Raw genomic sequence first — 24,107 nt, forward strand, 5'->3', positions numbered from 1 at the left:
TTGTGATAATAGAACGCTGTGCACAAGCGGTTGTTTGATTTGATGTATCTAAAATCAAATCATTCCTTCATCACCAAAGCTAAAATACCCGTTGTCGCTTATGATCAAATGATCAAGCACGTTAATATCCAGCAGCTTACCGGCATCAGCTATTTTCTTTGTCAGGATGATATCTTCCCTGCTTGGCTTAAGATTTCCTGACGGATGGTTATGAATAAGTATCAAGCTGCTTGCCTGGTGTTGAATAGCAATGTGGTATATCACCCTCGGATCGGCCACAGTACCGCTTAATCCGCCTTTACTAATCAGCTCCTTTGCAATAACCTTTGCAGAACGGCTAAGCAGCATTATCCAAAACTCTTCGTGGTTGAGGTCCATTAAGTGGCGACGCATGATATTGTAACCATCACGACTGCAAGTAACCTGGTCTGTTACTTTTATTTCCGTCTCGCCACGTCGCCGCCCTATTTCGAGGGCTGCAATAATGGAGATAGCTTTTGCCTCCCCCACTCCTTTAAACTTGCAGAGTTCGGCTATAGATGCCTTACCAAGTTTGTTGAGGTCGTTGTCGTAATGATGCAGTATGCGTTTACTTAGCTCAACAGCAGTTTCATCACGGCTGCCGCTGCCTATCAGTATAGCAATTAGTTCTGCATCAGTAAGCGCACGCCGTCCTTGCCCGCTTAGCTTCTCGCGGGGGCGGTCTTCTTCGGCCCAGGACTTGATGCTTATTTTTTGAGTGTAGTCTTCCAATGATAAAGCGTTTGGTTCGCCAAATTAGCAATTATCAATAAAGAAGTAACATAAATTGATGATCATCTGGCAGGAACAAACTGTTTCGGTTAAAGCGAAACACTCCGAAACAGCAAAAATGATTAAGTAGTTGTAAATTAGGTAATTAGCTACTAAAGGCGAAACAACCCGAAACAGCTCTAGTTTAATACAACTATCTAATATTTAACCGTTTACGATAAATGAGTGCAGGTTGATTTTGTATTGAAGCACCCTGAAGTTATCACAGGTGAAACACTTTTAAGAAAACGTAGCCATTAAAAAGTTAAACAAAAAAGGGATAATGCGCTGCATTATCCCTTTTAAATATCGTGTGTAGGCTATTAGCTTAAGCCGTTTACAAATTTAGTAAGCTTGCTCTTGTTGTTAGAAGCTTTGTTTTTGTGAATAACGTTCTTTTTAGCTAAACGATCCAGCATAGAGATCACCTTAGACAATAGCGGAGTCGCGTCAGCCTTAGTAGTTGTGCCTCTTAATTTTTTTATTGCGTTCCTGGTGGTTTTAGCCTGGTACCTGTTGCGCAGACGCTTCGCAGCGTTTGCCCTAATCCTTTTAATTGATGATTTATGATTTGCCATCGTTACAGCTTGTTATTCTTTTTCTTGTATTTTTGAGGTTGCAAATATAGTGTTGTTTATTTTATTATGCAATAGTTTATGAAACTTTTAACAACACTTAAAACATTATAAAACGCCCTGAACACCAGATACAAGCACCTGCTGCAAATATTGTATTAATTTAGCACTGTAACTTTCTCCCTTAACACTGACCTGAACGATGCGCCGCTTTCTTCCGTCCTTTTTCTTCGGCATTGGTATAATTGTACTTTGCAGTTCGTGGGGGTTCTATGCCCACAAACGCATCCACCGCACTGCAGTTTTCACGCTTCCTAAGGGTATGGCAGCATTTTACCGGGCCAACATCAACTACATAACCGAACATGCCATCAGCGCTGACAAAAAACGATATGTAGACAGCACCGAAGCGCCTCACCACTTTTTTGATGCCGACCATTATGGTAAACGCCCGTTTGGTTACGTCCCCCAGCATTGGATAGATGCCGCTGCAAAGTATTCGACAGATACGTTAATTAAATACGGTACACTACCGTGGGCCATAGCATCTAACTACTATTGGCTGGTAAAGGCTTTTAAACGGCACGACACAACAGCTATACTCACGCTATCTGCTAACCTCGGCCATTATGTATCTGACGCCTACACGCCACTGCACCTAACCGAAAACTACGACGGGCAACTTACCGGTCAAACCGGTGTACACGGGTTATGGGAGAGCCGCTTGCCCGAACTATTCAGTGATGGCTACAATTACAACGTGGGTAAGGCTAAGTACATCAACAATCCACTTTCAGAAGCATTTCGCATTTGCAGGAGCTCATTCGCCAGCGCAGATACCGTATTGAGGATGGAGCGGATGCTAAACAAGCAGTTTAAAGATGCAACAAAATACGCAATGGAACAACGTGGCACCCGGATGGTAAAGGTATACTCGTTAGCTTACAGCAGGGCCTATCACAAGCTGTTAAAGGGTATGGTGCAACGCAAGATGCGCGCGTCTATAGCCAGCACAGGCAGCTTCTGGTTTTCAGCCTGGGTAGACGCCGGACAACCAGACCTAAACAAACTTATAGCAACGCCTCTTTCGCTAGAACAAAGGAGAAAGCTGAATGAAGAGGATGCGCTGTACCGTAAAGGCAAAGTTGTTGCCTTAAGCAAATAGTTACAATTGCGTCTTTGCTGATTTTTTCGAGACCTTACTTTTGATAAAAGCCACTATCGGTGGTAATAATGATACTACCACAATGCCGATAGCCACCAACGAGAAGTTCTTCTTAAAAAAGGGCACATTGCCGAAAAGGTAACCACCATAAAGGAAAAGTACTATCCAGGAAAGCCCGCCTATTACATTGTAAACTGTATACCTGCCAAACGGCATTTTACCTATACCAGCAACAAAAGGTGCTATGGTACGGATAATCGGCATAAAACGGCTAAAGATTACCGCCTTACCCCCATGCTTATCAAAGAAAGCTTTGGTTTGCAGATAGTAGCTAAGCTTAAGTATTTTGTTTTCTTCTTTGAACACCTTTGGCCCGAGGTAATTACCAAGTGCGTAATTTACGCTATTACCGGCAACGGCAGCAACAATTAACAATAATGCAAGCAGGTGGATGTCTAAACCAGACTGCCCGCCTGCTATAAGCGCACCTGCTGCAAAAAGCAACGAATCACCAGGCAAAAATGGTGTAACCACAAACCCTGTCTCGGCAAAAATGATGAAGAACAAGATGAGGTAAGTCCAGCTTTGGTATTGGCTGGTTATTTCTACCAGGTGCTTATCAATGTGCAGTATAAAGTCGATGAGGCTGTGTATCAGTTCCAAGGCTTGTGTGTTTTTGCCTCAAAAATAGCCAAATAAAGCATATTTACAGCTGCCTACTGATTTTTGTCGGGGATAGTGTTCAGGATTATACCCGCATTAAAGGCTGCAGTATCTGTTCTGTTGGGCAAGCCGTAAGCATAAATAGTGTAAAGCTTGCCATCCAAAACTGTTGTGTTTCTCAACGTTGTAAGTACAGTCCCCGGTGTTGATGTAGCGGTTATTTTGAAGTTGTATGAACCCGCGGTAATTTCCTTATAATCCGACACCTTCTTATAAGCGATGTTTTTAAAAGCGAGTGTATCGTTAGCTGTTAAAGTTAGCCCGGCACTGCCTGGTGAAGCATTTACTAACCTTATTTTACTGCGACCAACCGCAGGTATCGCACCTGAATCTACCGTAAAAATGTAAGTGAGTGAGCTATCGTTACGCAGGCCTGTTAAAAACCACGTATAGCGCACGTTTCGGTTCATGCGCTCTGCTAATGTTAGCAAATTGCTTTGTATGGTATTATTACTTACAGCAGGGCGGATTTGCAAAGGCGTATCTGCAATATTCATCAGAAAGTAATTTGAAGCTGAAGGATACCTGTAAGTAGTGTTACCCTGCCTAATGAATTCTGCATATAAGTACACAGGATTAATATTAGGGCTTACGTTAACAATATTCAAATAGGCGTTTGCAGTACCGACAGACGTAGTATTATCCTTCCCGCAAGACATTAATTGCGGCACTGCCAGTAAAGCACACAATGCTATACACAGATACTTAAAAATGCTACTACTCTTACTTGCCATGTTTGCTTATTATCTGTTCACTATCAGCCCGGTTCCAAATCTATTACCACCTGTGCCTGTTAACAAACCCTTTGAAAATAAAGTATATAACCTGCTGCCAACAAGTGTTCGGGTGGTATCCGACAACGGTATTGTAGAACCGCTTTTAAATACCCTGATGCGCTTTAAACCTGTACTTACGGGCAAAAATACCGATGCTGATTGATACGCCCTAACCTTAAAATTTACCGTATCGCCAATAAGTACATCAAGGTTTCCAGCGTCAGGAGATGCATTAACAAACCTGATTTTCGCCCTTCCGGACGTATCTGCCACCAGGGTATCCAAGGTAGTAAATATTGGCTTATCTACTTGATTTGTAATAAATAACGAATAAACCTTTGAGGTATCCAGCGTTAAGGTTTGGGTAAATAGCACTTCAGATTTTCCGTACTTTTTAAACTGGTACTCCCGCTCGCCAAACTTCACCGTTAGGTACCCGGCTGAACCCAAAGGGTAAATAGATGATGTGGTATTTATACGGCTGCCGTTAGAGTACAGGTTCAACGTGTCAGCCGAGGCATTTATCACATTTACACTGGTCGTCAGTGATGATTCCTGGGATGGCGCGTCATCGTTCTTCTTGCAGGATGCAATGACAAAAACCATCAAAAACCACACTAAAAAAACAGGCGCTTTAAAATTCATAGAATAAACAGATGCAATAATAACTGCTTTTTACGACGTTTGTTATAGGAGCAGATATTTTATGATCAGGTGCCACTATCCCCCAACAAAAAACCGCCGGCTTTGAGGCCGGCGGTCCATATAATTTATTGAATATCTTTACGCGTAGCTATTCAGCATTACCGGCATCACCAGCATCAGCACATCTTCATTTTCGTCTCCACCCTGCGGCAATAACAGCCCGGCACGGTTTGGTGTAGACATTTCCAGCGACACCTCTTCTCCGCTCAGGTTCTTAAGCATCTCTATCAGGAAACGGGCGTTAAAGCCGATCTCCAGATCATCACCTTCATACTGGCAGCTTAAGCGCTCATGAGCTTCGTTTGCAAAGTCAATGTCTTCTGATGATATATTCAGTTCACTGCCGCTTATTTTCAGGCGTACCTGGTGAGTGGTTTTATTTGCATAGATAGCTACGCGGTTTAGCGATCCAAGGAATGCCAAACGGTCGATGCTCAGCTTGTTCGGGTTCTCTTTAGGGATAACCGCTTCATAATCCGGGTAACGCTCGTCTATCAGACGGCAAACCAGGTTAATGTTGCCAAATTTAAAAAACGCGCTGGTGTTGTTGTATTCAACAGATACATTCACATCATCAGCAGGCAATGCCGACTTCAGCAAGGTCAACGCCTTTTTTGGCAGGATGAAAGAGGTTGTGCTTTCAGCCTTAGCGTCTTTACGACGGTAGCGAACCAATTTGTGCGCGTCTGTAGCTACAAAAGTAAGGTGCTGGCTGCTCAGCTGGCAGTAAACACCTGTCATTGCAGGACGCAACTCATCGTTGCTAACCGCGAATATGGTTTTGTTGATGGCTTCGCCTAAAACAGATGCAGGCAGGTTAACAGATGATGCATTTTCTACCACAGGTATTTTAGGGAAATCCTCACCGTTCTCACCACTCAGCTTGTATTTACCGTCTCCCGCGCTTATTTCTATTGCAAACGTTTTATCGTCTACCGAAAACGCTACAGGTTGTTCAGGTAACGATTTCAAGGTATCCAGTAATATACGGGATGGTATGGCAATGCGGCCATTCTCCTTAGCTTCCACCTGTAATGATGTGGTCATACTGGTTTGCAGGTCGGTGGCAGAAATGGTTAAGTTACCGTCCTTTATCTCGAATAGAAAGTTTTCCAGTATAGGCAATACTGTGCTATTGCTTAAAGCGCCGCTAACCGACTGCAATTGCTTTAGTAATGTTGTGGTGGAAACTATAAATCTCATAATGGTTGTCTAGTTTATTCAACCAAAAGTATAAAATTTAATGGGCATACTTTCGCCTCTCTTAGTAATGTTGAAAAATAGACTCCAATATCAACAATAGCCAAAGCATCTGTATTAATTGAAGCATAAATGGGTAAATTGGCAGGAAAGCAATTCAACCTTAATTATATGACATTGAATCAGCACGCTGAGTTTAAAAGAAATAATCTTATAAAAAAACTTGTATCAAATTCAAGAGCTATTATATCTAATCAAATTGCACTTCCTCTCGGCGTGAAAAAAATGAACATGATAATTAGCTGGATTGCTCATATTGAACCCATAGGGAATATCAATTTGACGGTATTTAAAGAATATATGTCAGAAACTGGCAACCTTCCGTTAGGTTCAGAACGCCTTCACTATAACCCTGAGTTTTTAAAACTTCAAGATGAGCAACTTGATAGAATAACGATCCGTTTTAAGGCAGAAGTAATTGATAAATGTTTTGAAATAATTAAAAATTACGCCGACCCGATAAGCGGCTAGAGAACAACCATCAATGGGCATACTTTCGCCTGCGGATATAATGTTGAAAAATAGCGAATATCAACACCAGGGCTATAGGAACAATATTATTGATGAGCTGCCACTGCAGTTTCTCACTCCTGATCCGTGCCCTGTCAAGCAATCTTATTTGTATCTCTTTGTTCCGTAACGATATCAGGCCCGAGTCGTCGGCCATAAAATCTGCCATATTCAGCAGCAGGTTTTTATTGCCGTAGGTTTGCCGGGTATAATGGTCATAACCCAGCGGGTATGGCGATCCGTCTGCCCCTACCTGGTTGCGCAAAATATCGCCATCGCTTAGCACAATCATTTTTGTAGGCTTGCTTTTATCAAGCACCTGTATCTTTTCGGTAATTCCCGCCGGCACCGGGCGGTTTAAAAAGTCAGATTTAAACTCACCTTCTAAAAGTACACCTGTAATTTTCTGTGGGCTCTGGAATTCTTTAGGGTCGGGCTCCTGCTCCAGCGCACGCAGCGACAGCATGTGCGGCGTGCTAATTTTTTTATTATACGGCGACGTGTTGAGTAATACCGTCTTGTTAACGTCTTTTATATCTAAAACATCAATGGTGCTTGCAAACTGGCTGGTGATGCCGTCCAGGTTTTTCACTATAGGATGCTTGCTTAGCGGCAGATACACCGGATTAAACAACCAATTCAATAACTGTATTTGCGGCTGTCCGCCTGCGTTGCCTGTTGTAACCGGTATTTGCGATGAGTTTATATCGGCTATCAGGTCATAGTTGATCCGGATACCGTAACTAAACAGCTGATCATCAAGATTAAGCTGTTTATTAAAGGCTAATTGTTCCCCGCCTTTTCCCCTCAGGCTATCCAGTTCTGCACTTACCTGGTCTATGGCCCAAATCACTTTACCGCCATGCATAATATACTGGTCTACCTTAAACTTCTCCAGTTCGGTAAAAGCTTTGTCGGGTTTGGCAATCACCAGCATGCCCAGTTTACGCAGGCTGTCAAACGGTATAGTAGTCAGGTTTACGCGGCCAACCAAATACCCGTCAGACAGGGAACGCATAGCGTCGTTCAGCTGAAGGTCGTTCAACTCACTATGGCCTTCGGTAAAACCTATCCGCTGCTTGCCTCCGAATGTTATCTTTTTTATGGCTGATGTAAAGGCGTATTCTAAATTCTGGATAGAGTTATTCAGTATCTCGTCTGGCGAAAGATTCATGTTCGCCTGCGACTCGAGTAGCTTAACCGGCAGGCTTTTGCCGTTGTAATTCACCAATGCAAACGGGAACATTATTTTCTGCTGTATCCCATCATCAGTTTTCACACTCAGGTTTTGTGCCTCTATGCCTTTTGCCTCAAGGTCCTCGTAAGTTTGCTTTTGCTGCTCCTGCGATTGCCCTTTCATAGGGTCGACGAAGGCAAATTGGAGCCGGTCGTGACTGTAAGCTTGGAGGTCGCTCAGCATGTCCCTTACAGATGTTTGGAGCCGCCTGATGCCGCCTGGGAAATTATCTCCCTGTAAGTAAACAGTCACGTTGACATTAGCTGGTAAACTATCCAGCACCTTGCGGCTGATGGGTGATATGGTGAAGCGCTTTTCTTTAGTGAAATCAAATCGTGTAAACAACTTTCCGGATGAAAGTGCCAGTGCGAACAGGATACCAAACGAACTGATAAACAAAGTATTCGTAAGCCTCTTTTGCTGTTGCCTGTGCAATGCAACAAGCGTAAGCAGCAGGAAAAAGCCAGACAGCACCAGGAAATAAATCAGGTCGCGGGTATCCAATACGCCACGACTTACCGACTCATAATGCTGCGTTATACCTAAGGCTTGTATTCCCAGGTTCTGCAAAGACAACAGTCCGCTAAGGGAATCGAAACCACTGTAAAAGAAAAAGCAGAGGAAAACAGCTATAGTAAAGGCGATAACCTGGTTACGGGTTACAGAAGATGCGAATAATCCTATTGCTGTAAAACATGCCCCAAGCAGGAACAAGCCGATATAAGATCCAATAACTGCGCCTGTATCTATATTCCCCTGTGGTGCACCTAATGTTGAAACGCTGAAGTAATACGTAAGCGTTGGCAATAGCGCAAACAAAATTATGGCAACACCGGCAAGGTATTTACCAAGTACAATTTGTACAGCGGTAAGCGGGCGGGTAAGTAACAGCTCAAATGTGCCTTCTCTGCGCTCCTCGGCAAGCGAACGCATGGTAATTGCGGGAACCAGGAACATAAAAAGATAAGGGGCAGTGCTAAACAGGCTATCTAAGCCTGCATAACCATAGGCAAGGATGCTGGTATCCGGAAAAACCCAAAGTAAAAGCCCGAGAACGAGCAGGAAAACACCAATGGTAACATAGGCTACCAGCGAGCTTAAATAAGTTGTGAGCTCTTTTTTAAATATTGGGAACACGTTGTTTATAATAGCAAGCCGTAAAGTTAAGCAGTTGCAGCTTATTAACGGCAGGCTTTTTTATTTACGGTGTGGTGTTTACTGGCGAAAAGAAGCAGAAATTACAACCAGTCAAAACGATAAGCAGCCCTTATGCCCAGTACCTTTATACGTGAGCTGCCCCAGTCTTCGTAACGCAGCGAAAAATCTATACTGCTGCGATTTTTCATAGGCACCATTAAACCAGGCCCAAGCGCAATAACTGCATATTTGCGTTTAGCGTAATTGGTTTCTATAGATATACCACCTTCACCTTCAAAGTATAAGCCATCTCCAAGGAAGTATTTTACCCCGGCCTTTACAGGTATAAAAGCACCAGCTTTATTAGGGCCTTCCTCGGTACGATAAGCATCTTTAACACGAAGTATTTGGTATCCCCCGGCTGCAGTTACACTCAGGTTTTCGCCGATGGGGTATTCTCCTTTGATAGAGGCACCTGCACCAACAGTGAAAAACTCGTTCCGGATAGCTACAGGCATGTCCAGGCCAATACTAAAAGCTTTATTGTTGTCCTGTTGATACGTATAGTTTTGCGCTTGCAACGAAGAGCAAAAACAAAAACATGTAAAAAGTAGGGCTAGGATTTTTTTCATATTAACAACAAAGCGTTGATTTGGACGTAAACTTACGAAAATGATTGCATTGCTTTTGTGATAATCAAAAAAAACGTCACCAGGCCAGTCGGTAGGCTACCCTCAGGGCAGTTTGTTTAAGCCGGCCGCTACCCCAGTTCTCGTATTTAAGGCCAACATCAAACCCCGTATGCTTACCGGTAGAGAACAGAAAACCAGGACCAACAGAAAAGGCAAAGAGCTTATCCTTGTTGTAATTGGTCTCTATCGCGGTGCCTGCCTCACCTTCTAAATAAAAACCTTCGGACAGGTAATATTTTGCGCCCGCTTTTAATGGTATATAGCCGGAAGGATCCTGCGATCTGGTGCTGCCTATGAGTGCACTTTTGTAGTAAAAGCTGGTGTAACCAGCAGTAACAGTAAGGCTTATGGATTGGCTAATAGGCACTTCGGCCTTACCGGAGCCACCAAAACCAATGTTGTAAATACTGTTTGTGGGGAAACCGAGGTCCAGGCCTATCCCAAACGCATTAGATGTAACCTTTTGCCCAAATGCGGTGACGGAAAAGAAAATTAATATTAAGGGTAGACAGTACTTCATAGCTTACAAAAGATAATGAGCCAAAGTAATACTTTGCCGATACATCTTAAATATAAATTGAAGTAAAACAAACAGGCCGCCCTTTGAGAGCGGCCTGTTTATATTGTAATTGGCTTAACTTAGAAGCTGATACCTAAACGAAGCGCAACCTGGCTGGTTGTACCGTTCTTTGACCAACCTTCGTAACGAACGCCAACGTCAAAGCCGCCATCGAAAGTGTAACCTAGGCCGGGTGCGTAGGCAAAGCCTGTCCCGCCGCCACTTTGTGTACTGAACACAGCGCCTAATTGACCTTCGCCATAAAAGCCTTGATCGAAGTAATGTTTAATACCAGCCTTCAATGGAACAAAACCAGCGCCTTTCTCGCCTGATACAGCTTTTCCGAAATCATTATAAAAGAACCTTGTATAGCCGCCAGAGATGGTAAAGAAAGTACCAGTAGCAATTGGCAGATCGTACTTTAGATCAAGGCCGCCTGCGAATGAGGATACATCGTGAGCGCTGCCAACAGGTAAACCCGCGTTTAAGCCTAAGCTAAATTTACCGGTTTCGCTGCTTGATTGTGCAAAACATGTGCTTGCTGCGCCTACTACAAACAGGATAGCAAATAGAATTTTTTTCATGACAATGGTTTTTTGAATTATAAATATTTGTTCTGAAACAGTGTTATCGGTCAATTTGTTTTTTTGAACGATAACCTCTCCCGGCAGGGTACCGCTGCCAGCTTGTTTCGGACAAAATGACGCCCAACCATACCCTGATGTTACAGCGTGGGATGAAAAAACTTAAAATAGAAGATTAACTAATTGGTTGTAAGCCGATTTATTTCGCTACAATTTGGTTGGTAAGTTCGATGAAAATACCCTCCAGCGACTTATTATTATTCGCTAACCTGATGTTACTTAAACTATCATTAGCTACAATTTCCCCTTTGTTGATAATTATAACGCGGTTGCAAACTGCCTCTACCTCCTGCATAATATGGGTAGATAGTACTACTGTTTTGGTTTTACCCAAGTCGGTTATCAACTGGCGGATGCCAATAAGCTGGTTAGGATCAAGGCCGGAGGTTGGCTCGTCTAGTATAAGCACCTTTGGGTCGTGCAGTATAGCCTGTGCCAGCCCTACACGCTGCCGGTAACCTTTTGATAGCTGTGCTATTTTCTTGTGCTGCTCCGGCCCAAGCCCGGTAAGCTCTATAACTTCAGCAATGCGCTTTTGAGGATTGTGCAGCTGATGTATGCCTGCGGTAAATCCAAGCGCTTCCTTAACATACATCTCGGTGTATAGCGGGTTACTCTCGGGCAGGTAACCAATATTCCTCTTAACCTCTAAAGGCTGTTGGCCAATGTCAAACCCGCATACAGATGCAGCGCCACTTGTGGGCGGTATAAAGCAGGTAAGCATTTTCATGGTGGTAGATTTCCCTGCGCCATTCGGCCCTAAAAAACCAAGCACACCTGTATCGGCAGAAAAAGATATGCCATCAACAGCTTTCTGGTGGCCATAAATTTTGGTGAGTGTATCTACCTTAATGCTCATAACTTCAAAGTTAGATAAATAGTCGGAAAGTACCGAAGTCAGCAAGTCGGAGAAGCAAAAAGTCAAGTCTGAAAAGCAGCACTGTCCGACTTTTCTCCCTGAACTTCGTTAACTTTTGGACTTCGGACTTTCCGACTCCACGACTTTTTAACTTTAATACTAAAAACTATCTTTGCCGCACTATGAGTAATACCACCGAAGACATTTTTAAGAATGTTATTGCACATGCCAAGGAGTATGGCTTTGTTTTTCCGTCCAGCGAGATCTATGATGGCCTCAGCGCCGTTTACGACTACGGCCAAAATGGTTCGGAATTAAAGAACAACCTGAAAACCTACTGGTGGAAGGCCATGGTGCAGATGAACGATAATATTGTTGGTATAGACTCCGCCATATTTATGCACCCAACCATCTGGAAAGCAAGCGGTCACGTAGACGGCTTCAGCGACCCGATGATTGATAATAAAGACAGCAAAAAACGTTACCGGGCAGACCAATTACTGGAGGACCGTATAGCCAGCTTAGACGAAGAAGGCAAAACCAGCGAAGCTGAAGAGTTACAGTTGGAAATGGACAACGCTTTAAAAGCCGAGAACCTGCCCCGTTTACGCGAACTCATAATTGAGCAGAATATTAAATGCCCGGTTAGCGGCACTGCCAACTGGACAGATGTACGCCAGTTTAACCTGATGTTCAGCACCCAGGTAGGCGCCATTGCTGATGAATCGGACACCATTTACCTGCGCCCGGAAACTGCACAGGGTATTTTTGTTAATTACCTTAACGTTCAAAAATCCGGCAGGATGAAGATCCCTTTTGGTATTGCCCAAATTGGTAAGGCATTCCGCAACGAGGTGATCGCCCGCCAGTTCATCATCCGCATGCGTGAGTTTGAGCAAATGGAGATGCAGTTCTTTGTTCGCCCGGGCACACAGCGCGAGTGGTTTGACAAGTGGAAAGAAACCCGCCTGAAATGGCACCTTGCCCTTGGCACAGCTCCTGAAAAGTACCGCTACCACGAACATACCAAGCTGGCACATTATGCTGATGCCGCGTACGACATAGAGTTTAACTTTCCGTTCGGCTTTAAAGAGGTTGAAGGCATACACAGCCGTACTGACTTTGATTTGAGCCAACACGAGAAGTTCTCACGCAAGAAAATGCAATACTTCGACCCGGAAGTTGACCCGGAAACAGGCAAACCTTACGGTAATTACGTGCCATACGTAATAGAGACTTCGATAGGGCTTGACCGTATGTTCCTGCTTACGCTGATCAACGCTTACGAAGAAGAAGACCTGAGCACTGAAGAAAGACAGGACAGCCGTACCGTGCTGCGCCTGCACCCTTGCCTGGCACCAGTTAAGGCAGCTATATTCCCGCTAACCAAGAAAGATGGCCTGCCGGAAAAAGCCCGCGAGATAATGGATAGCCTTAAACTCGATTTCAACCTGCAATACGAAGAAAAGGATGCTATCGGCAAGCGTTACCGCCGCCAGGATGCAATCGGCACGCCTTTCTGTATTACGGTTGACCATCAAACATTAGAAGATAACACCGTTACCATCCGCCACCGCGATACCATGGCACAGGAACGTGTTCCTGCCGACCAGCTGGATAAGATTATTGGCGATCTGGTAAGCTGGAAGAACGTTTTATAGTCATTTCTGCTTACTAAATATAAAATAAGGCCTGCAGCGATGCGGGCTTTATTATTATATTCCGGACGCTACATTATTCATCAGCAATTATTCAAACTCATTATAAAAAGCAAAATATTAGGTATATTAATCTTTAAGAATATATCTTTATCCCTCAAGTTTAATAATTTGTTTGATATTGAAGCCGGCACTGATATTAGTTGTTATCATAAACATAATTAGCACGCATGCGCTTGCCTATCAACCGGCTCAATCTGTTAATAAACTTAAGGCCAAATTACTTGCGAAAGGGAAGCAAACTGATACCGCTGCTGTAAACATCCTTAATACCATTGCTGAAGAGTTTTACGAAAGCGCACCTGATAGTACAGTGCATTATGCAGAAAACGCATTTGCAATTGCAAACAAGCTCAACTATACCCGTGGTAAAGCAGACGCGTACGTGCAGCTAGCATCCGTTAATAACTTCCGAGGCCAATATGCTGCAGGTACGGTAAATTACAATAAAGCACTGCAACTGTATCGCTCGAATAAAGACCAACTTGGTGTAAGTAAAGCGTTCATGGGCCTGGGCAGCATTCAGGATTATCTTGGCAACTACACCGTAGCGCTAAATTACTACGAAAAGGCTCTTGCAATACGCAAGCAGTTGGGCAATCAACAGGAAGTGGCTAATAGTTATGCTATTATAGGTATTACTTATGATAATAAGGGGCAGTTCACAAAAGCGCTCGACAACTATTTCAAGTCGTTGAATATTGATCTAAAGCTTAATAACCATCTTGCAGCTGCGGACAATTATTGCAATATCGGTGTGGTAATGCAGCATCTGGAGCTTTGGGACAAAGCGATGGATTACTTCAACAAAGCAAATGCTTTGTGGCTGCGCTTGGACGATAAGCAGGGTATAAGTACCATCAGCCAGAACATTGGCGAGGTGCTGATGTCGCAAAAGAAGTTTAATGAGGCAAATACTTACTTTCAAAAGGCACTTAAAGATTACCTGATCCTGGGCGACCAGGACGGCATAAGCCTGGTGTATTATGATCTCGGTATAGTAAATTATCATCTGCAAAAAACTGATTCAGCTATATTTTATCTCAAGAAGTCACTCGAGTCGGCAACTGCAAACAACATTCAGTATAACATGGCCTATGCCTACGAAGGTTTGGCACTTGTTTACAATCTGGAAAAGAGATATTCCGAAGCATACGCTCACGCGCTTTCGGCTCAGAAACTTGCCGGCAAACTACAAAGCCTGAATACACAAGCCGATGCTACACTGCAGGTAAGCAACGCATTGGCTGGTTTAAAGCAATTTGATAAAGCTTACGAGCAGCATCGCCTTTATACAAGCCTGCGTGATAGCTTAAAAAACGACGAAACGCTGCAAAAATTCGCTTCTTACAACATGGCGATAGACTTTGAGAACAGTCAAAGGAAAGCCGTAGTTAAAGAGGCTCAACTGGTAAAGAAAATAGAGCAGCAACGGGTTGCAAACACCATCTACGCAATAGTAATTGTGATTATTACCATTATGATGATCATCTATTACAATGCTAAACGTAAACAGCTAAAAGCAAATGCCATGCTTGCCGAAAAAAATAGGGAAGTGCTTGAGCAAGCAGAAGAACTTAACGGACTAAATACGCTTAAAGACAGGCTCATTAGCATACTGGCACATGACCTGCGTGCACCGCTTAGTACGTTAAGGGGAATGTTTACGCTGCTAACCCAACATGATATTACGCCGGAGGAATTTGCCGAGATGGTCCCTTTAGTATCTGGCAAACTGGAACATACCTCCGATTTCCTGGACACCCTCCTCTTTTGGATAAACAGCCAGGTGGATAACATTACGGATACGACCAAAAACTTCTGTTTAAGTGATGTAGTGAAAGTTGAATTGGAGACTTTACAAGATCAGTTAAAGCAAAAAAACATAACCGCCATCAACTCTGTAACAACCGGGCACGTGGTTATGGCAGACCCCAATTCGATAAGGATAGTGGTACACAACTTTCTTACTAATTCTATCAAGTTCTCGCATGAGAACAGCTTAATAGAAATCAAGGCTCAAGTTATAAACGGCGAAGTACTATTTATGGTGAAAGACCATGGCATTGGAATGAGTACCGATCAATTAGGTAAACTGTTTAAGCGCAAAGTGGAAAGTCAACCAGGTACAAAAAATGAGCGTGGTACGGGCATGGGCTTAATCTTTTGTAAGGACCTTGTTGAGAAGTATAACGGCAGGATATGGGCCAAAAGCGATCTTAATGCCGGCACCGAGTTGGGTTTCGCGCTCGCTTCCGCGTCATCGGTGGTAGAGAATTCACCTAAACTGGTGTAAGTTAACCTTTTGTAAACTTGCATTCATACCAAAACAATTTTAGCCCTTATAGCCTTGTGTGTTAAGCTACCAGGCTACTCAAAATGGGAATTAAAATAAAGGATCAACCTTTTTACATACAAAGCACAGCCGTGCTATTCGGGCTCGTATTAGTTGTTTACGCGTTAGCAACACTCAGCGAGATACTTATACCACTTGCATTTGCCGCATTCCTGGCGATACTGCTTAACCCACTTGCAAACCGTATGCAGAAATGGGGGGTACCAAGGGTACTTTCAATTGTACTGGCATTGTCTGTAGCGTTTATTACTGTAGCTTTAGTATTCTATTTCCTGTCTACCCAGATCATCCAGTTTGGAGATTCACTTCCTATGCTTAAGCAAAAGCTTGGCGAGGTCACCATTACTGTAAAGCAATGGATAAATACCACCTTTGGCGTTCCTATAACCAAACAGGACCAAATGGTAAAGGAAGCACTAAACAACAGCCAGGCTATGTTAGGCAAAACTTTGGGTGGCTTGCTGGGAACACTTGCTATTGTATTCCTGTTGCCGGTTTACATATTCTTCATGCTGCTTTACAAGACATTGATCCTGAATTTCCTGTACGAAGTTTTTGCCGAAGAAAACTCTACCAAGGTAAGTGAGGTACTTAAAGAGACAAAAGGTGCCATCCAAAGCTATATAGTTGGCTTGTTGATAGAAATGATAATTGTAGCTGCCATGAACTCGCTGGCACTGGTACTATTAGGTGTAAAGTATGGTATTCTGATAGGATGCATTGGTGCTATACTTAACCTGATCCCCTATCTGGGAGGTATTATAGCTATCGCTTTACCGGTGTTAATGGCAACCGTTACCAAGGATGGCTTTTCAACACAGCTGGGTGTGATAGGTGCGTATATAGTTATCCAGTTTATAGATAACAATATATTAGTACCAAGAATCGTATCGTCCAAGGTTCAGATAAACGCCTTAATGTCAATAGTTGTGGTACTGCTGGGCAATCAGCTATGGGGCCTGTCGGGTATGTTCCTGTCTATTCCTTTTGTAGCAGTACTAAAGATCATTTTCGACCGTATAGAGGAACTGAAACCGTGGGGTAAACTTCTCGGTGATAACATTCCCACTCGGCACATGGGAGAAATGCTTCGAAACAGGTTAAAAAGAAAGGCAGTATTGCCTCAAAACCAGCAGCCTTAAACAAAGATCAAAAAAAGACCCATGACATTATGGGCCTTTTTTTGATGATAATAGTGATTAGTGACTGACAGGATTGTCTCCTTTGTTTAGCGTACCGTTGGTAAACAATAAAGGGTTCACCTTTTTGGTATCTCCCTGGTATACCCAAACAATATTACCTATGTACTTGCGGAATGCGTCACTCACCTGTGCCGTGGTGAGTTTTTTTACTTCATCAACAAGCGTTATCGAACGCATCCAGTTGTTGTGCAGCACCTCGTTAGAAATAAGTGATGCAGCCTGTGCTTCGTTGGTTTCGTTCTTATAATAAAAACCTGTGAGGTAAGTGACTTTCATATTTGCTACTTCATCATTAGCAAAGCCTTTTGATTTTATGCCGTCTACCAGTTTATCAAATACGGCTATGTATTTGTCGGGCTGCGTAGTTGATACGGAAAATCTAGCTGTAGCGGTGGTGCCGGTACTGAACCAGGCCTGAGGAGCATAAGACAGGCCATTGTTGGTGCGTATATCCAAAAAATGTTTATCAGCAAAAATGCGCATTGCCACATTAAAGGCGTTATAATCCGGGGTACCGGGTGCCGGGCCGCTGGTAATTCCTTCTACATAATTTGTTGCCAGATCGCGTTTTTCAGACGAAAATGTGTTTTTATAAACACGGAAAAACTCCTTCTTAGGTGTAAAAGGAGTGCCTTGTTTAACACCGGCCAGCATTGCAGCTATTTTAGCCTCTATATCTGCCCTTGGCAGGTCGGCCACAACAACGATCACCATTCTTGACCTGGTAAGTATTTTATTGTAGTATGCCTTTGTTTCAGCAGCGGTAAGCGCCTGTAAGATAGCCACGGTACCATCCGGGTCTTTAGCATAGTCACGTCCTTTAAATGCCACTTTATCGGCGTATTTATCTATAGCTGCATCGGGCTGCGCATCGTTAGATTTCAGGTTGTTTATGGCGTCCTGTTTTATCCGCTCAAACTCTTTGGGGTTAAAGGCTGGCTGCGTAATAGCTTCGGCATAAAGCGGCCAAACTGTATTAAAATCGCTTTTGATACAGTTCATACTAATCAAAGCATAATCTTTAGTATCATAACCATATACCTGTGCGCTTACTTTATCAAGCGCATTCTTAAATGTATTTTTATCATGTTTTAGTGTTCCGCATTCGGTAAGTGCATTAATCGCCATAGATTCAATACCCATCTTTTCGGCAGGATAGTTTTGCACACCGCCCTTTATAGCAGTTTGTACGACCACAATATCGTTACCGCTTGGCTGTACAATAACCTTTACACCGCTAACTATAGTTTCATAAGGCTTATTTTGCGCCTTAGCAGTACCGGCGCCAATTATAGCTGCTATTGCAAGCAGCCCTAATAATTTTATCTTTTTCATGTCGTGTGTACTGTTACAGGTTATTTAGCTTTAAAATAGGCATTTACATTGCTGGCTTTTGCCATTTCGGGGTTGATAACCATGCCTGCTACAAAAGGCTTGTTGGTTATATATCCGTTAACATACTTAGCTATGTCAGCACGGGTAACCTTCTGGTAATTATCAGTTAGGTTGGTACCATAATCAAGGGAAGTACTGCACCACATAAAGCTTAACTGACTTGGCAGGCTTGATGGCTTTTCCATTTCGCGGCTATGGTTACGCAGCAATATGGCTTTTGCGTCGGTTAACTGTTCATCGGTATAGTAATCGGGTTTATTCCACTGGCTCACCTGGTTCGTAACTTCGGTATAACATTCTTTTAGCTTATTCGGGTTAGGCACCACAAATAAGGTTATAGCGCCTGTATAGTGGCTGGTGGTATAGCTTACACTAGCGCTGGAAGCTAAGCCTTTATCAACAAGGGCTTGCTGCAATTTTGATGAGTTTAGCCCTAAAATGGTCGAGAATACATCCGCAGCTACAGTTGATGCCGAATCGATAACGTAAGCTGGCCCTTGCCAGGCAACTTCCATGTAGGGTGTTTGAGCTATTGTGGTTTCCTTTACTATCCACTGGCTTTTATCAAGTGGTTTAAAGGGCGGTATTGGGTACTTCTCATGAGGGTTAAAGCCACTGCTGGCCCAGTTGCCAAAAATATCCTCCGCTTTCTTAAATGCGTCCTCGTGCTTTACGTCCCCGCAGATGGTAAGCAAGCTATTATTGGGGAAGTAGTACTTATCTTTGATGATCATCATCTTTTCAGGCGTAGCTGTGTTGATAATCTCGTGTACACCAATCGGCATCTTACGGGTGATCAGGTCCCCCCAAAGGCCTTTGCTTACTTCATAGTATAACTGAAAATACGGGCTGCTCTCTGCGCGCTGAAACTCACCGTCGACTACGGGCCGCTCCTTTTTCATATCTTCTTCCCGGTATATAGGAAAACGTATAGCGGCATTCATAAACTTAAGGCCTGCGTTCAGGCTGTCTTTGTCGAAAGTAAAAAAGTAGTTTACCCGCTCTACATCGGTAGTGCCGTTCCAAATGGCGCCAAGTTCCTGCGTACGCTTCAGGAACTTCTCCTGGTCGGGATAATCCTTGTTGGCTTTAAAGAACATGTGCTCAAAAAGGTGAGAGAGACCGCTATATTCGGGCCCTTCTGTGTAAGCGCCGTTCTTTACGGCGATCTCAATGGTAGCCAGTGGCACTTTGCTGTTCTCGATCACGACAACTTCAAGTCCGTTCGGCAATTTTTTCCAGAAATATCCCTGGGGGAGCTTCGGCTGGGCGACAGCACACACGGAACATAGGATTCCGACTGCGCCAGCGGTTAATAATTTGATAAGTTTGGCCATCATATCTATGGTTTGGTTTTCACCATAAATATAATCAGAAATATTCCAAAACGATGATTATAGTTGTTATTTGAATTGTATGACCACTTTTTTGTTGGACACGTTTTCCAGGAAGGGCTGGAAAATAAGCGAAGCGTTTTTTTGAGCCCGACCGAGCAGGTTCATCTGCCCGGCAGTTGTAAGCATCTTTTTCTCGGCAATTTTATATACATCCTCTACCATAGTTTTAGCTTTATTGGGGAACCAAACACCCGAAACATCATACACCCTTGATTTCTGATGATCAAGTTTTACATAGCAAATTTCCGGTTTTGGCAGTGTAACAGAAACACTGTCCTGGCCGTGCTGTACAATGTCGGCCTTTTTAACTTTTGTAAGATCTATACATGCGGTAACCTCGCCTACAGCAACAAACAACACTCTCGAATCAGGGAGTATAATATGTAGCTCCTTTTTTTCAACTACATCTTTCATTGCATATTTTACAAGTTCAAGTTTCCCCATTGATACTATGCGGGATACCATAACGTCTTCGCTCACTTCTGTCCTTGTTGTGGTAAACTGATGTTTGATGTAGAAAAACAGGAACACCAGGAAGCCGGTAATCACAAGGGCTACCAGCAAAGTAAGCGAAATGCGTGAACGGGACGTTTTAGCATGTTGATGGGTGTAATATAGCTACAACCAAAAACAGCAATGGTTTGTACCATTGCTGTTTACCGCTATATTGTAGCTTTGTTCTTCTTCAGAACTTATTTGAACTTACGCGTATGTAACGTTTAAAGTAATTGGCACGCTTAAAGCTTTAGACACTATACAGCCTGCCTTTGCGCCTTCAGCTACTTCTTTAAATTTAGCTTCGTCAACACCGTCTATTACTGATGCTTTAAGCTCCAGGTGAATGCCTTTAATTTCCAGCGCTTGCATATCCAGATCAAGGATAGCATCAGTAGTAAGGTCGCCTGGTGTAATGCCTTGCTGTGTAAGCGCAGCACCAACTGCCATTGTAAAGCATCCTGCATGAGCTGCAGCTATTAGTTCTTCAGGGTTGGTGCCAATGCCATCGGCAAAGCGGGTTTTAAAAGAATATTGTGTTTTGTTAAGGATAGTGCTTTGAGTGGTTATCTCGCCCTTGCCTTCTTGCAGGGTGCCGTTCCAATGTGCATTTGCTGTACGTTTCATGGTATAATTTTTTATGAGTTTATGCTAAGTTAGTTATCCGCTTAAATAATTAAACAGGTAAGCTGATATTTAATCTGAAGTTTACATTCAGATGCAGTGCTGCATATAAGCTGACGATGTGATTACCATTTAGCCCGCTCGTATTGCAACGGCCATTTAATTTCCTGACCCAATTGATGCGCAGCACGTAGAGGAAAATGCGGATCGCGAAGCAGTTCGCGTGCTAAAAATACCAGATCGGCCTGGCCGGTTGTGATAATAGCATCAGCCTGTTCTGGTGTTGTAATAAGCCCCACAGCACCTGTTGGGATACCTGCCTGCTCTTTAACAGCCTGTGCAAACTCCACCTGGTAACCTGGCTTTAAAGGGATACGAACCCCGGATACATTACCACCGCTGGAGCAATCGATAAAATCTACGCCTTTTTCCTTTAATATTTTCGCCAGCGCTACAGAATCATCTATTGTCCAGCCGCCTTCGGTCCACTCGCTTGCAGATATACGCACAAACAGCGGATATTCCTCCGGCCAAACTTCCTGCACAGCTTCAACGGTTTCCAACACAAAGCGTATCCTGTTCTCAAATGAGCCACCATATTCATCTGTACGAAGGTTGCTTAGTGGCGACAAGAAGGCGTTTAACAAATAGCCATGTGCACCATGTAGTTCAATCACCTTAAACCCGGCTGCAAGCGCACGCACTGTTGCTGATTTAAAATCGTCAATTATCCTTGCTATTTCACGCTTGTCGAGTTCAACCGGCGGCTGCTCCGATGCAGAAAAAGCCACCGGGCTTGGGCCAAGTGTTTGCCAGCCATTTTCGTGCTCGGCAGGTATTTGTGCTCCGCCTGTCCAGGGTTGCGAGTGGCTGGCTTTACGGCCTGCGTGAGCAAGTTGAATGCCTGCTACTGCACCTTGTTTCTCAATAAAATTAGTAATCTCCTTTAACTTTGCAATATGTTCGTCTTTCCATATTCCAAGATCAGCATAAGAAATACGCCCCTCAGGAGATACCGCTGTAGCTTCAGTAATAATTAATCCGGCTCCCCCAATTGCGCGGCTGCCCAGATGTACCAGGTGCCAATTATTAGCAAATCCATCAGTGCTGGAGTACTGGCACATTGGCGACACTACTATCCGGTTACGCAATTCAATACTTTTGATTTTTAAGGGAGAAAAAAGATGCGGCATGTCAGATTGTTTTTTTGCAAATATGAGAAGTAACAACCACAGCAGTCTCACGGTTTTGTAAAATAGGCCTGTGCAGCAGATTGCCGCGTAAATGAACATTTATGGGTAATTTACGTTACCTTGCCAACGCAGTTAATTCTTGTGTTCACCCCTGACAACCCAATAATTTGACTACTTACACTACACTCATTATACTCAGCGGACTGGTAATCTTCAGCTACCTGTTTGACCTGATCGCAGGAAAAACCAAGATACCGTCGGTGATATTGCTGCTATTCCTGGGCATTGGCATTCGGCTGGTGGTAGATTATTTCCAATTGTTAAAGTTCAATTTTACACCGCTGCTACCCGCTTTAGGTACACTGGGGCTTATACTTATCGTATTTGAAGGGGCGCTGGAGCTTAAGTACACCAAAGATAAAAATGCTGTCATCAAACGATCTTTTATATCAGCGTTAAGCATACTGTTATTTACGGCATTGCTAATAACCGCGGCATTTTACTACATCACCGGAGAGAGTATATACAAATGTTTTATTAACGCTATACCATTTTGCGTGGTCAGCTCTGCCATTGCAATTCCATCGGCTTCAGGGTTGGATAAAGACAAAAAGGAGTTTATCATCTACGAGTCCTCCTTTTCAGATATCCTTACGGTAGTGTTATTTAATTTCATGATCAGCAATACCCACATTAATTTTGGATCATTTGCTAAGCTGGGGGTAGAACTTACGCTGATATTGTTTGTCGCTGCGGGCTCGTGTCTGCTTTTGCTTTATTTGATTGGCAGGTTGAGCCACCATATCAAATCGTTCCTGGTTATCTCAATACTGATAATGGTTTACAGTATCGGGCAGTCATTTCACCTGTCTTCACTCATCATAGTGCTGGCGCTGGGCTTGTTCCTTAATAATGCGCGTCAGATAAACTTTAGCTGGTTCCGGAAGTTTTTTATCTATCCTACCCTTGGGCATGATATCAAACAGTTATTCCAGTTGTCTGCAGAAAGTGCTTTTCTCATCCGCACCTTCTTCTTTATCATATTCGGCTATACCATGGATATCATTCAATTACAGAACTGGACGGTACTGATCAACGGAGGCATTGTACTACTATCCATTTACCTGGTGAGGTTCCTATACATCAAACTGGTTTTAAAAACAAGCTTGATCCCAGAGCTGGTACTCATCCCACGGGGTTTAATAAGCGTGTTGCTGTTTTATAATATTCCTGTAGACCTTAAACTACCTGAGATTGGCACTGGGTTATTATTCGTGGTGATACTTGGCACCAGTGTTATCATGAGCCTGGGGCTGCTTGGCACCAGTCGGCCACCAAATACACAGGAATTTCACGACGTTTAATTAACGGGGTTTTGTACTATCACGGCGTACCTAAAGCGACAGGCAGTATTTTCCCATTGAAAAAGCGATGGCCTGTAAGCGCGAAATCGGCAATGTATTTACCCATTTCAAAAGCCATTACCGGCGACTCGTAACCCGGGAAAGCCTGCTCGAGCATTTCCGTTTGAGCTGAACCGAGCGCCAGGCAGTTCACCTTAATGCCCTGGTCTGCTAACTCAAGTGCCAAACATTCGGTTAACGTATGCAACGCTGCTTTACTGGCCGAGTAAGCAGCGAGCCCGGCGAACTTTGCACTTCCCTGGAAACCGCCCATGCTGCCTATGTTCACAATGTGCGACCCATTTACCATCTGCGGCAGTAAGCTTTGTATAATGCGCACGTGGCCCAGATAATTGCTTTGCAGCATTTCTACAAAGTCCATTTCGAGCAACTCGGCGAAAGGTTTATTGATGAGTACTCCGGCATTGTTGATAAGCGCATCAACACGCCCATCTAAGTTAGATGCGATGAACTGCGTAAGTCCCGCGTAATCGTCATGCACAATATCAAACGCTATTGCATATAATTCACAGTCGGGGTTTAGGCCTTTTGCAATCTCCAGCAAGCGCTCCAGCTTGTCCTGCGAACGGGCAAGCGCTATAACCTTGTGTTTTCCGGAGAGTATAAGCTCCAGCACTGCTTCAAAACCAACACCACTGCTGGCACCTGTTATAATAATGTTCATCAGAC

General features: G+C 43.6%; 23 protein-coding genes. 6 read left to right on the top strand and 17 right to left on the bottom strand.

Features of this window, described 5'->3' with window-relative positions; all coding sequences use genetic code 11:
- Window positions 1-54: 54 nt before the first annotated feature.
- Together radC and rpsT are read right to left on the bottom strand one after the other, a co-directional pair.
- Complete coding sequence (radC, locus tag DYU05_RS15680; RefSeq protein ID WP_117384096.1) at window positions 55-753, bottom strand: RadC family protein; 699 nt, start codon at window positions 751-753, stop codon at window positions 55-57.
- A 362-nt stretch (window positions 754-1,115) separates the two neighbouring features.
- Window positions 1,116-1,370: a 30S ribosomal protein S20 gene (rpsT, locus tag DYU05_RS15685; protein ID WP_117384097.1), complete on the bottom strand. Its 255-nt coding sequence runs from the start codon at window positions 1,368-1,370 to the stop codon at window positions 1,116-1,118.
- Between the two features lie 199 nt (window positions 1,371-1,569).
- On the opposite strand from rpsT, the gene DYU05_RS15690 reads away from it, so the two are divergent.
- Window positions 1,570-2,532 carry a zinc dependent phospholipase C family protein gene (locus DYU05_RS15690; protein WP_117384098.1) on the top strand — a complete coding sequence of 321 codons (963 nt, stop codon included), beginning with the start codon at window positions 1,570-1,572 and terminating at the stop codon, window positions 2,530-2,532.
- On the opposite strand, the gene DYU05_RS15695 is transcribed toward DYU05_RS15690, so the two are convergent.
- The 4 genes from DYU05_RS15695 to dnaN all read right to left on the bottom strand — a co-directional run bounded on the left by DYU05_RS15695 (window position 2,533) and on the right by dnaN (window position 5,939).
- Window positions 2,533-3,195, bottom strand: a complete 663-nt coding sequence (locus DYU05_RS15695) for a DedA family protein (protein ID WP_117384099.1) — start codon at window positions 3,193-3,195, stop codon at window positions 2,533-2,535.
- 53 nt (window positions 3,196-3,248) lie between these two features.
- Window positions 3,249-3,989: a DUF4397 domain-containing protein gene (locus DYU05_RS15700; RefSeq protein WP_117384100.1), complete on the bottom strand. Its 741-nt coding sequence runs from the start codon at window positions 3,987-3,989 to the stop codon at window positions 3,249-3,251.
- Between the two features lie 9 nt (window positions 3,990-3,998).
- Window positions 3,999-4,637, bottom strand: a complete 639-nt coding sequence (locus DYU05_RS15705; protein ID WP_165852093.1) for a DUF4397 domain-containing protein — start codon at window positions 4,635-4,637, stop codon at window positions 3,999-4,001.
- Window positions 4,638-4,814: 177 nt separating this feature from the next.
- On the bottom strand, window positions 4,815-5,939 hold the full coding sequence (dnaN, locus tag DYU05_RS15710; protein ID WP_117384102.1) for a DNA polymerase III subunit beta: 1,125 nt from the start codon (window positions 5,937-5,939) through the stop codon (window positions 4,815-4,817).
- 129 nt (window positions 5,940-6,068) lie between these two features.
- Between dnaN and DYU05_RS15715 the strand changes: the two genes are divergently transcribed.
- Entirely contained in the window at window positions 6,069-6,467 is a 399-nt protein-coding gene (locus tag DYU05_RS15715) for a hypothetical protein (protein WP_117384103.1), read from the top strand.
- Window positions 6,468-6,477: 10 nt separating this feature from the next.
- On the opposite strand, the gene gldG is transcribed toward DYU05_RS15715, so the two are convergent.
- From gldG to DYU05_RS15740, 5 genes are all read right to left on the bottom strand, one after another.
- A complete protein-coding gene (gldG, locus tag DYU05_RS15720; RefSeq protein ID WP_117384104.1) occupies window positions 6,478-8,880 on the bottom strand; it encodes a gliding motility-associated ABC transporter substrate-binding protein GldG in 2,403 nt (800 codons plus the stop codon).
- Window positions 8,881-8,981: 101 nt separating this feature from the next.
- Window positions 8,982-9,512 carry a transporter gene (locus tag DYU05_RS15725; protein ID WP_133300248.1) on the bottom strand — a complete coding sequence of 177 codons (531 nt, stop codon included), beginning with the start codon at window positions 9,510-9,512 and terminating at the stop codon, window positions 8,982-8,984.
- Between the two features lie 76 nt (window positions 9,513-9,588).
- Complete coding sequence (locus DYU05_RS15730) at window positions 9,589-10,092, bottom strand: hypothetical protein (protein WP_117384106.1); 504 nt, start codon at window positions 10,090-10,092, stop codon at window positions 9,589-9,591.
- A gap of 119 nt (window positions 10,093-10,211) precedes the next feature.
- Window positions 10,212-10,715, bottom strand: a complete 504-nt coding sequence (locus DYU05_RS15735) for a hypothetical protein (protein WP_117384107.1) — start codon at window positions 10,713-10,715, stop codon at window positions 10,212-10,214.
- A 199-nt stretch (window positions 10,716-10,914) separates the two neighbouring features.
- Window positions 10,915-11,634: an ATP-binding cassette domain-containing protein gene (locus tag DYU05_RS15740; RefSeq protein WP_117384108.1), complete on the bottom strand. Its 720-nt coding sequence runs from the start codon at window positions 11,632-11,634 to the stop codon at window positions 10,915-10,917.
- A 182-nt stretch (window positions 11,635-11,816) separates the two neighbouring features.
- Between DYU05_RS15740 and DYU05_RS15745 the strand changes: the two genes are divergently transcribed.
- The 3 genes from DYU05_RS15745 to DYU05_RS15755 all read left to right on the top strand — a co-directional run bounded on the left by DYU05_RS15745 (window position 11,817) and on the right by DYU05_RS15755 (window position 16,850).
- Complete coding sequence (locus tag DYU05_RS15745) at window positions 11,817-13,295, top strand: glycine--tRNA ligase (RefSeq protein WP_117384109.1); 1,479 nt, start codon at window positions 11,817-11,819, stop codon at window positions 13,293-13,295.
- Window positions 13,296-13,473: 178 nt separating this feature from the next.
- Complete coding sequence (locus DYU05_RS15750; protein ID WP_133300249.1) at window positions 13,474-15,648, top strand: tetratricopeptide repeat-containing sensor histidine kinase; 2,175 nt, start codon at window positions 13,474-13,476, stop codon at window positions 15,646-15,648.
- An 83-nt stretch (window positions 15,649-15,731) separates the two neighbouring features.
- A complete protein-coding gene (locus tag DYU05_RS15755) occupies window positions 15,732-16,850 on the top strand; it encodes an AI-2E family transporter (RefSeq protein WP_235854036.1) in 1,119 nt (372 codons plus the stop codon).
- Between the two features lie 57 nt (window positions 16,851-16,907).
- Here DYU05_RS15755 and DYU05_RS15760 read toward each other — a convergent pair whose 3' ends face one another.
- The 5 genes from DYU05_RS15760 to namA all read right to left on the bottom strand — a co-directional run bounded on the left by DYU05_RS15760 (window position 16,908) and on the right by namA (window position 22,014).
- Window positions 16,908-18,245 carry a M16 family metallopeptidase gene (locus DYU05_RS15760; RefSeq protein WP_117384111.1) on the bottom strand — a complete coding sequence of 446 codons (1,338 nt, stop codon included), beginning with the start codon at window positions 18,243-18,245 and terminating at the stop codon, window positions 16,908-16,910.
- Window positions 18,246-18,265: 20 nt separating this feature from the next.
- On the bottom strand, window positions 18,266-19,645 hold the full coding sequence (locus DYU05_RS15765; RefSeq protein WP_235854037.1) for a M16 family metallopeptidase: 1,380 nt from the start codon (window positions 19,643-19,645) through the stop codon (window positions 18,266-18,268).
- 63 nt (window positions 19,646-19,708) lie between these two features.
- Window positions 19,709-20,266: a DUF4230 domain-containing protein gene (locus DYU05_RS15770; protein ID WP_235854038.1), complete on the bottom strand. Its 558-nt coding sequence runs from the start codon at window positions 20,264-20,266 to the stop codon at window positions 19,709-19,711.
- 138 nt (window positions 20,267-20,404) lie between these two features.
- Window positions 20,405-20,824 (bottom strand): OsmC family protein, encoded by a 420-nt coding sequence (locus tag DYU05_RS15775; RefSeq protein ID WP_117384113.1) that lies wholly within the window; start codon window positions 20,822-20,824, stop codon window positions 20,405-20,407.
- A 122-nt stretch (window positions 20,825-20,946) separates the two neighbouring features.
- Window positions 20,947-22,014, bottom strand: coding sequence for an NADPH dehydrogenase NamA (gene namA, locus DYU05_RS15780; RefSeq protein WP_117384395.1), 1,068 nt, complete (start codon window positions 22,012-22,014; stop codon window positions 20,947-20,949).
- A 167-nt stretch (window positions 22,015-22,181) separates the two neighbouring features.
- Between namA and DYU05_RS15785 the strand changes: the two genes are divergently transcribed.
- On the top strand, window positions 22,182-23,378 hold the full coding sequence (locus DYU05_RS15785) for a cation:proton antiporter domain-containing protein (protein WP_117384114.1): 1,197 nt from the start codon (window positions 22,182-22,184) through the stop codon (window positions 23,376-23,378).
- 19 nt (window positions 23,379-23,397) lie between these two features.
- On the opposite strand, the gene DYU05_RS15790 is transcribed toward DYU05_RS15785, so the two are convergent.
- A complete protein-coding gene (locus DYU05_RS15790) occupies window positions 23,398-24,102 on the bottom strand; it encodes an SDR family NAD(P)-dependent oxidoreductase (protein ID WP_117384115.1) in 705 nt (234 codons plus the stop codon).
- Between the last annotated feature and the right edge of the window lie 5 nt (window positions 24,103-24,107).

This window comes from Mucilaginibacter terrenus, from assembly GCF_003432065.1.
Lineage (GTDB): Bacteria > Bacteroidota > Bacteroidia > Sphingobacteriales > Sphingobacteriaceae > Mucilaginibacter > Mucilaginibacter terrenus.

Bases quoted from the DNA above. Each gene is read 5' to 3' on its own strand.
- rpsT (WP_117384097.1), bottom strand. From the start codon at position 1,370: ATGGCAAATCATAAATCATCAATTAAAAGGATTAGGGCAAACGCTGCG.
- DYU05_RS15690 (WP_117384098.1), top strand. From the start codon at position 1,570: ATGCGCCGCTTTCTTCCGTCCTTTTTCTTCGGCATTGGTATAATTGTA.
- DYU05_RS15700 (WP_117384100.1), bottom strand. From the start codon at position 3,989: ATGGCAAGTAAGAGTAGTAGCATTTTTAAGTATCTGTGTATAGCATTG.
- DYU05_RS15705 (WP_165852093.1), bottom strand. From the start codon at position 4,637: ATGGTTTTTGTCATTGCATCCTGCAAGAAGAACGATGACGCGCCATCC.
- dnaN (WP_117384102.1), bottom strand. From the start codon at position 5,939: ATGAGATTTATAGTTTCCACCACAACATTACTAAAGCAATTGCAGTCG.
- DYU05_RS15715 (WP_117384103.1), top strand. From the start codon at position 6,069: ATGGGTAAATTGGCAGGAAAGCAATTCAACCTTAATTATATGACATTG.
- DYU05_RS15725 (WP_133300248.1), bottom strand. From the start codon at position 9,512: ATGAAAAAAATCCTAGCCCTACTTTTTACATGTTTTTGTTTTTGCTCT.
- DYU05_RS15730 (WP_117384106.1), bottom strand. From the start codon at position 10,092: ATGAAGTACTGTCTACCCTTAATATTAATTTTCTTTTCCGTCACCGCA.
- DYU05_RS15735 (WP_117384107.1), bottom strand. From the start codon at position 10,715: ATGAAAAAAATTCTATTTGCTATCCTGTTTGTAGTAGGCGCAGCAAGC.
- DYU05_RS15740 (WP_117384108.1), bottom strand. From the start codon at position 11,634: ATGAGCATTAAGGTAGATACACTCACCAAAATTTATGGCCACCAGAAA.
- DYU05_RS15745 (WP_117384109.1), top strand. From the start codon at position 11,817: ATGAGTAATACCACCGAAGACATTTTTAAGAATGTTATTGCACATGCC.
- DYU05_RS15755 (WP_235854036.1), top strand. From the start codon at position 15,732: ATGGGAATTAAAATAAAGGATCAACCTTTTTACATACAAAGCACAGCC.
- DYU05_RS15760 (WP_117384111.1), bottom strand. From the start codon at position 18,245: ATGAAAAAGATAAAATTATTAGGGCTGCTTGCAATAGCAGCTATAATT.
- DYU05_RS15765 (WP_235854037.1), bottom strand. From the start codon at position 19,645: ATGATGGCCAAACTTATCAAATTATTAACCGCTGGCGCAGTCGGAATC.
- DYU05_RS15775 (WP_117384113.1), bottom strand. From the start codon at position 20,824: ATGAAACGTACAGCAAATGCACATTGGAACGGCACCCTGCAAGAAGGC.
- namA (WP_117384395.1), bottom strand. From the start codon at position 22,014: ATGCCGCATCTTTTTTCTCCCTTAAAAATCAAAAGTATTGAATTGCGT.
- DYU05_RS15790 (WP_117384115.1), bottom strand. From the start codon at position 24,102: ATGAACATTATTATAACAGGTGCCAGCAGTGGTGTTGGTTTTGAAGCA.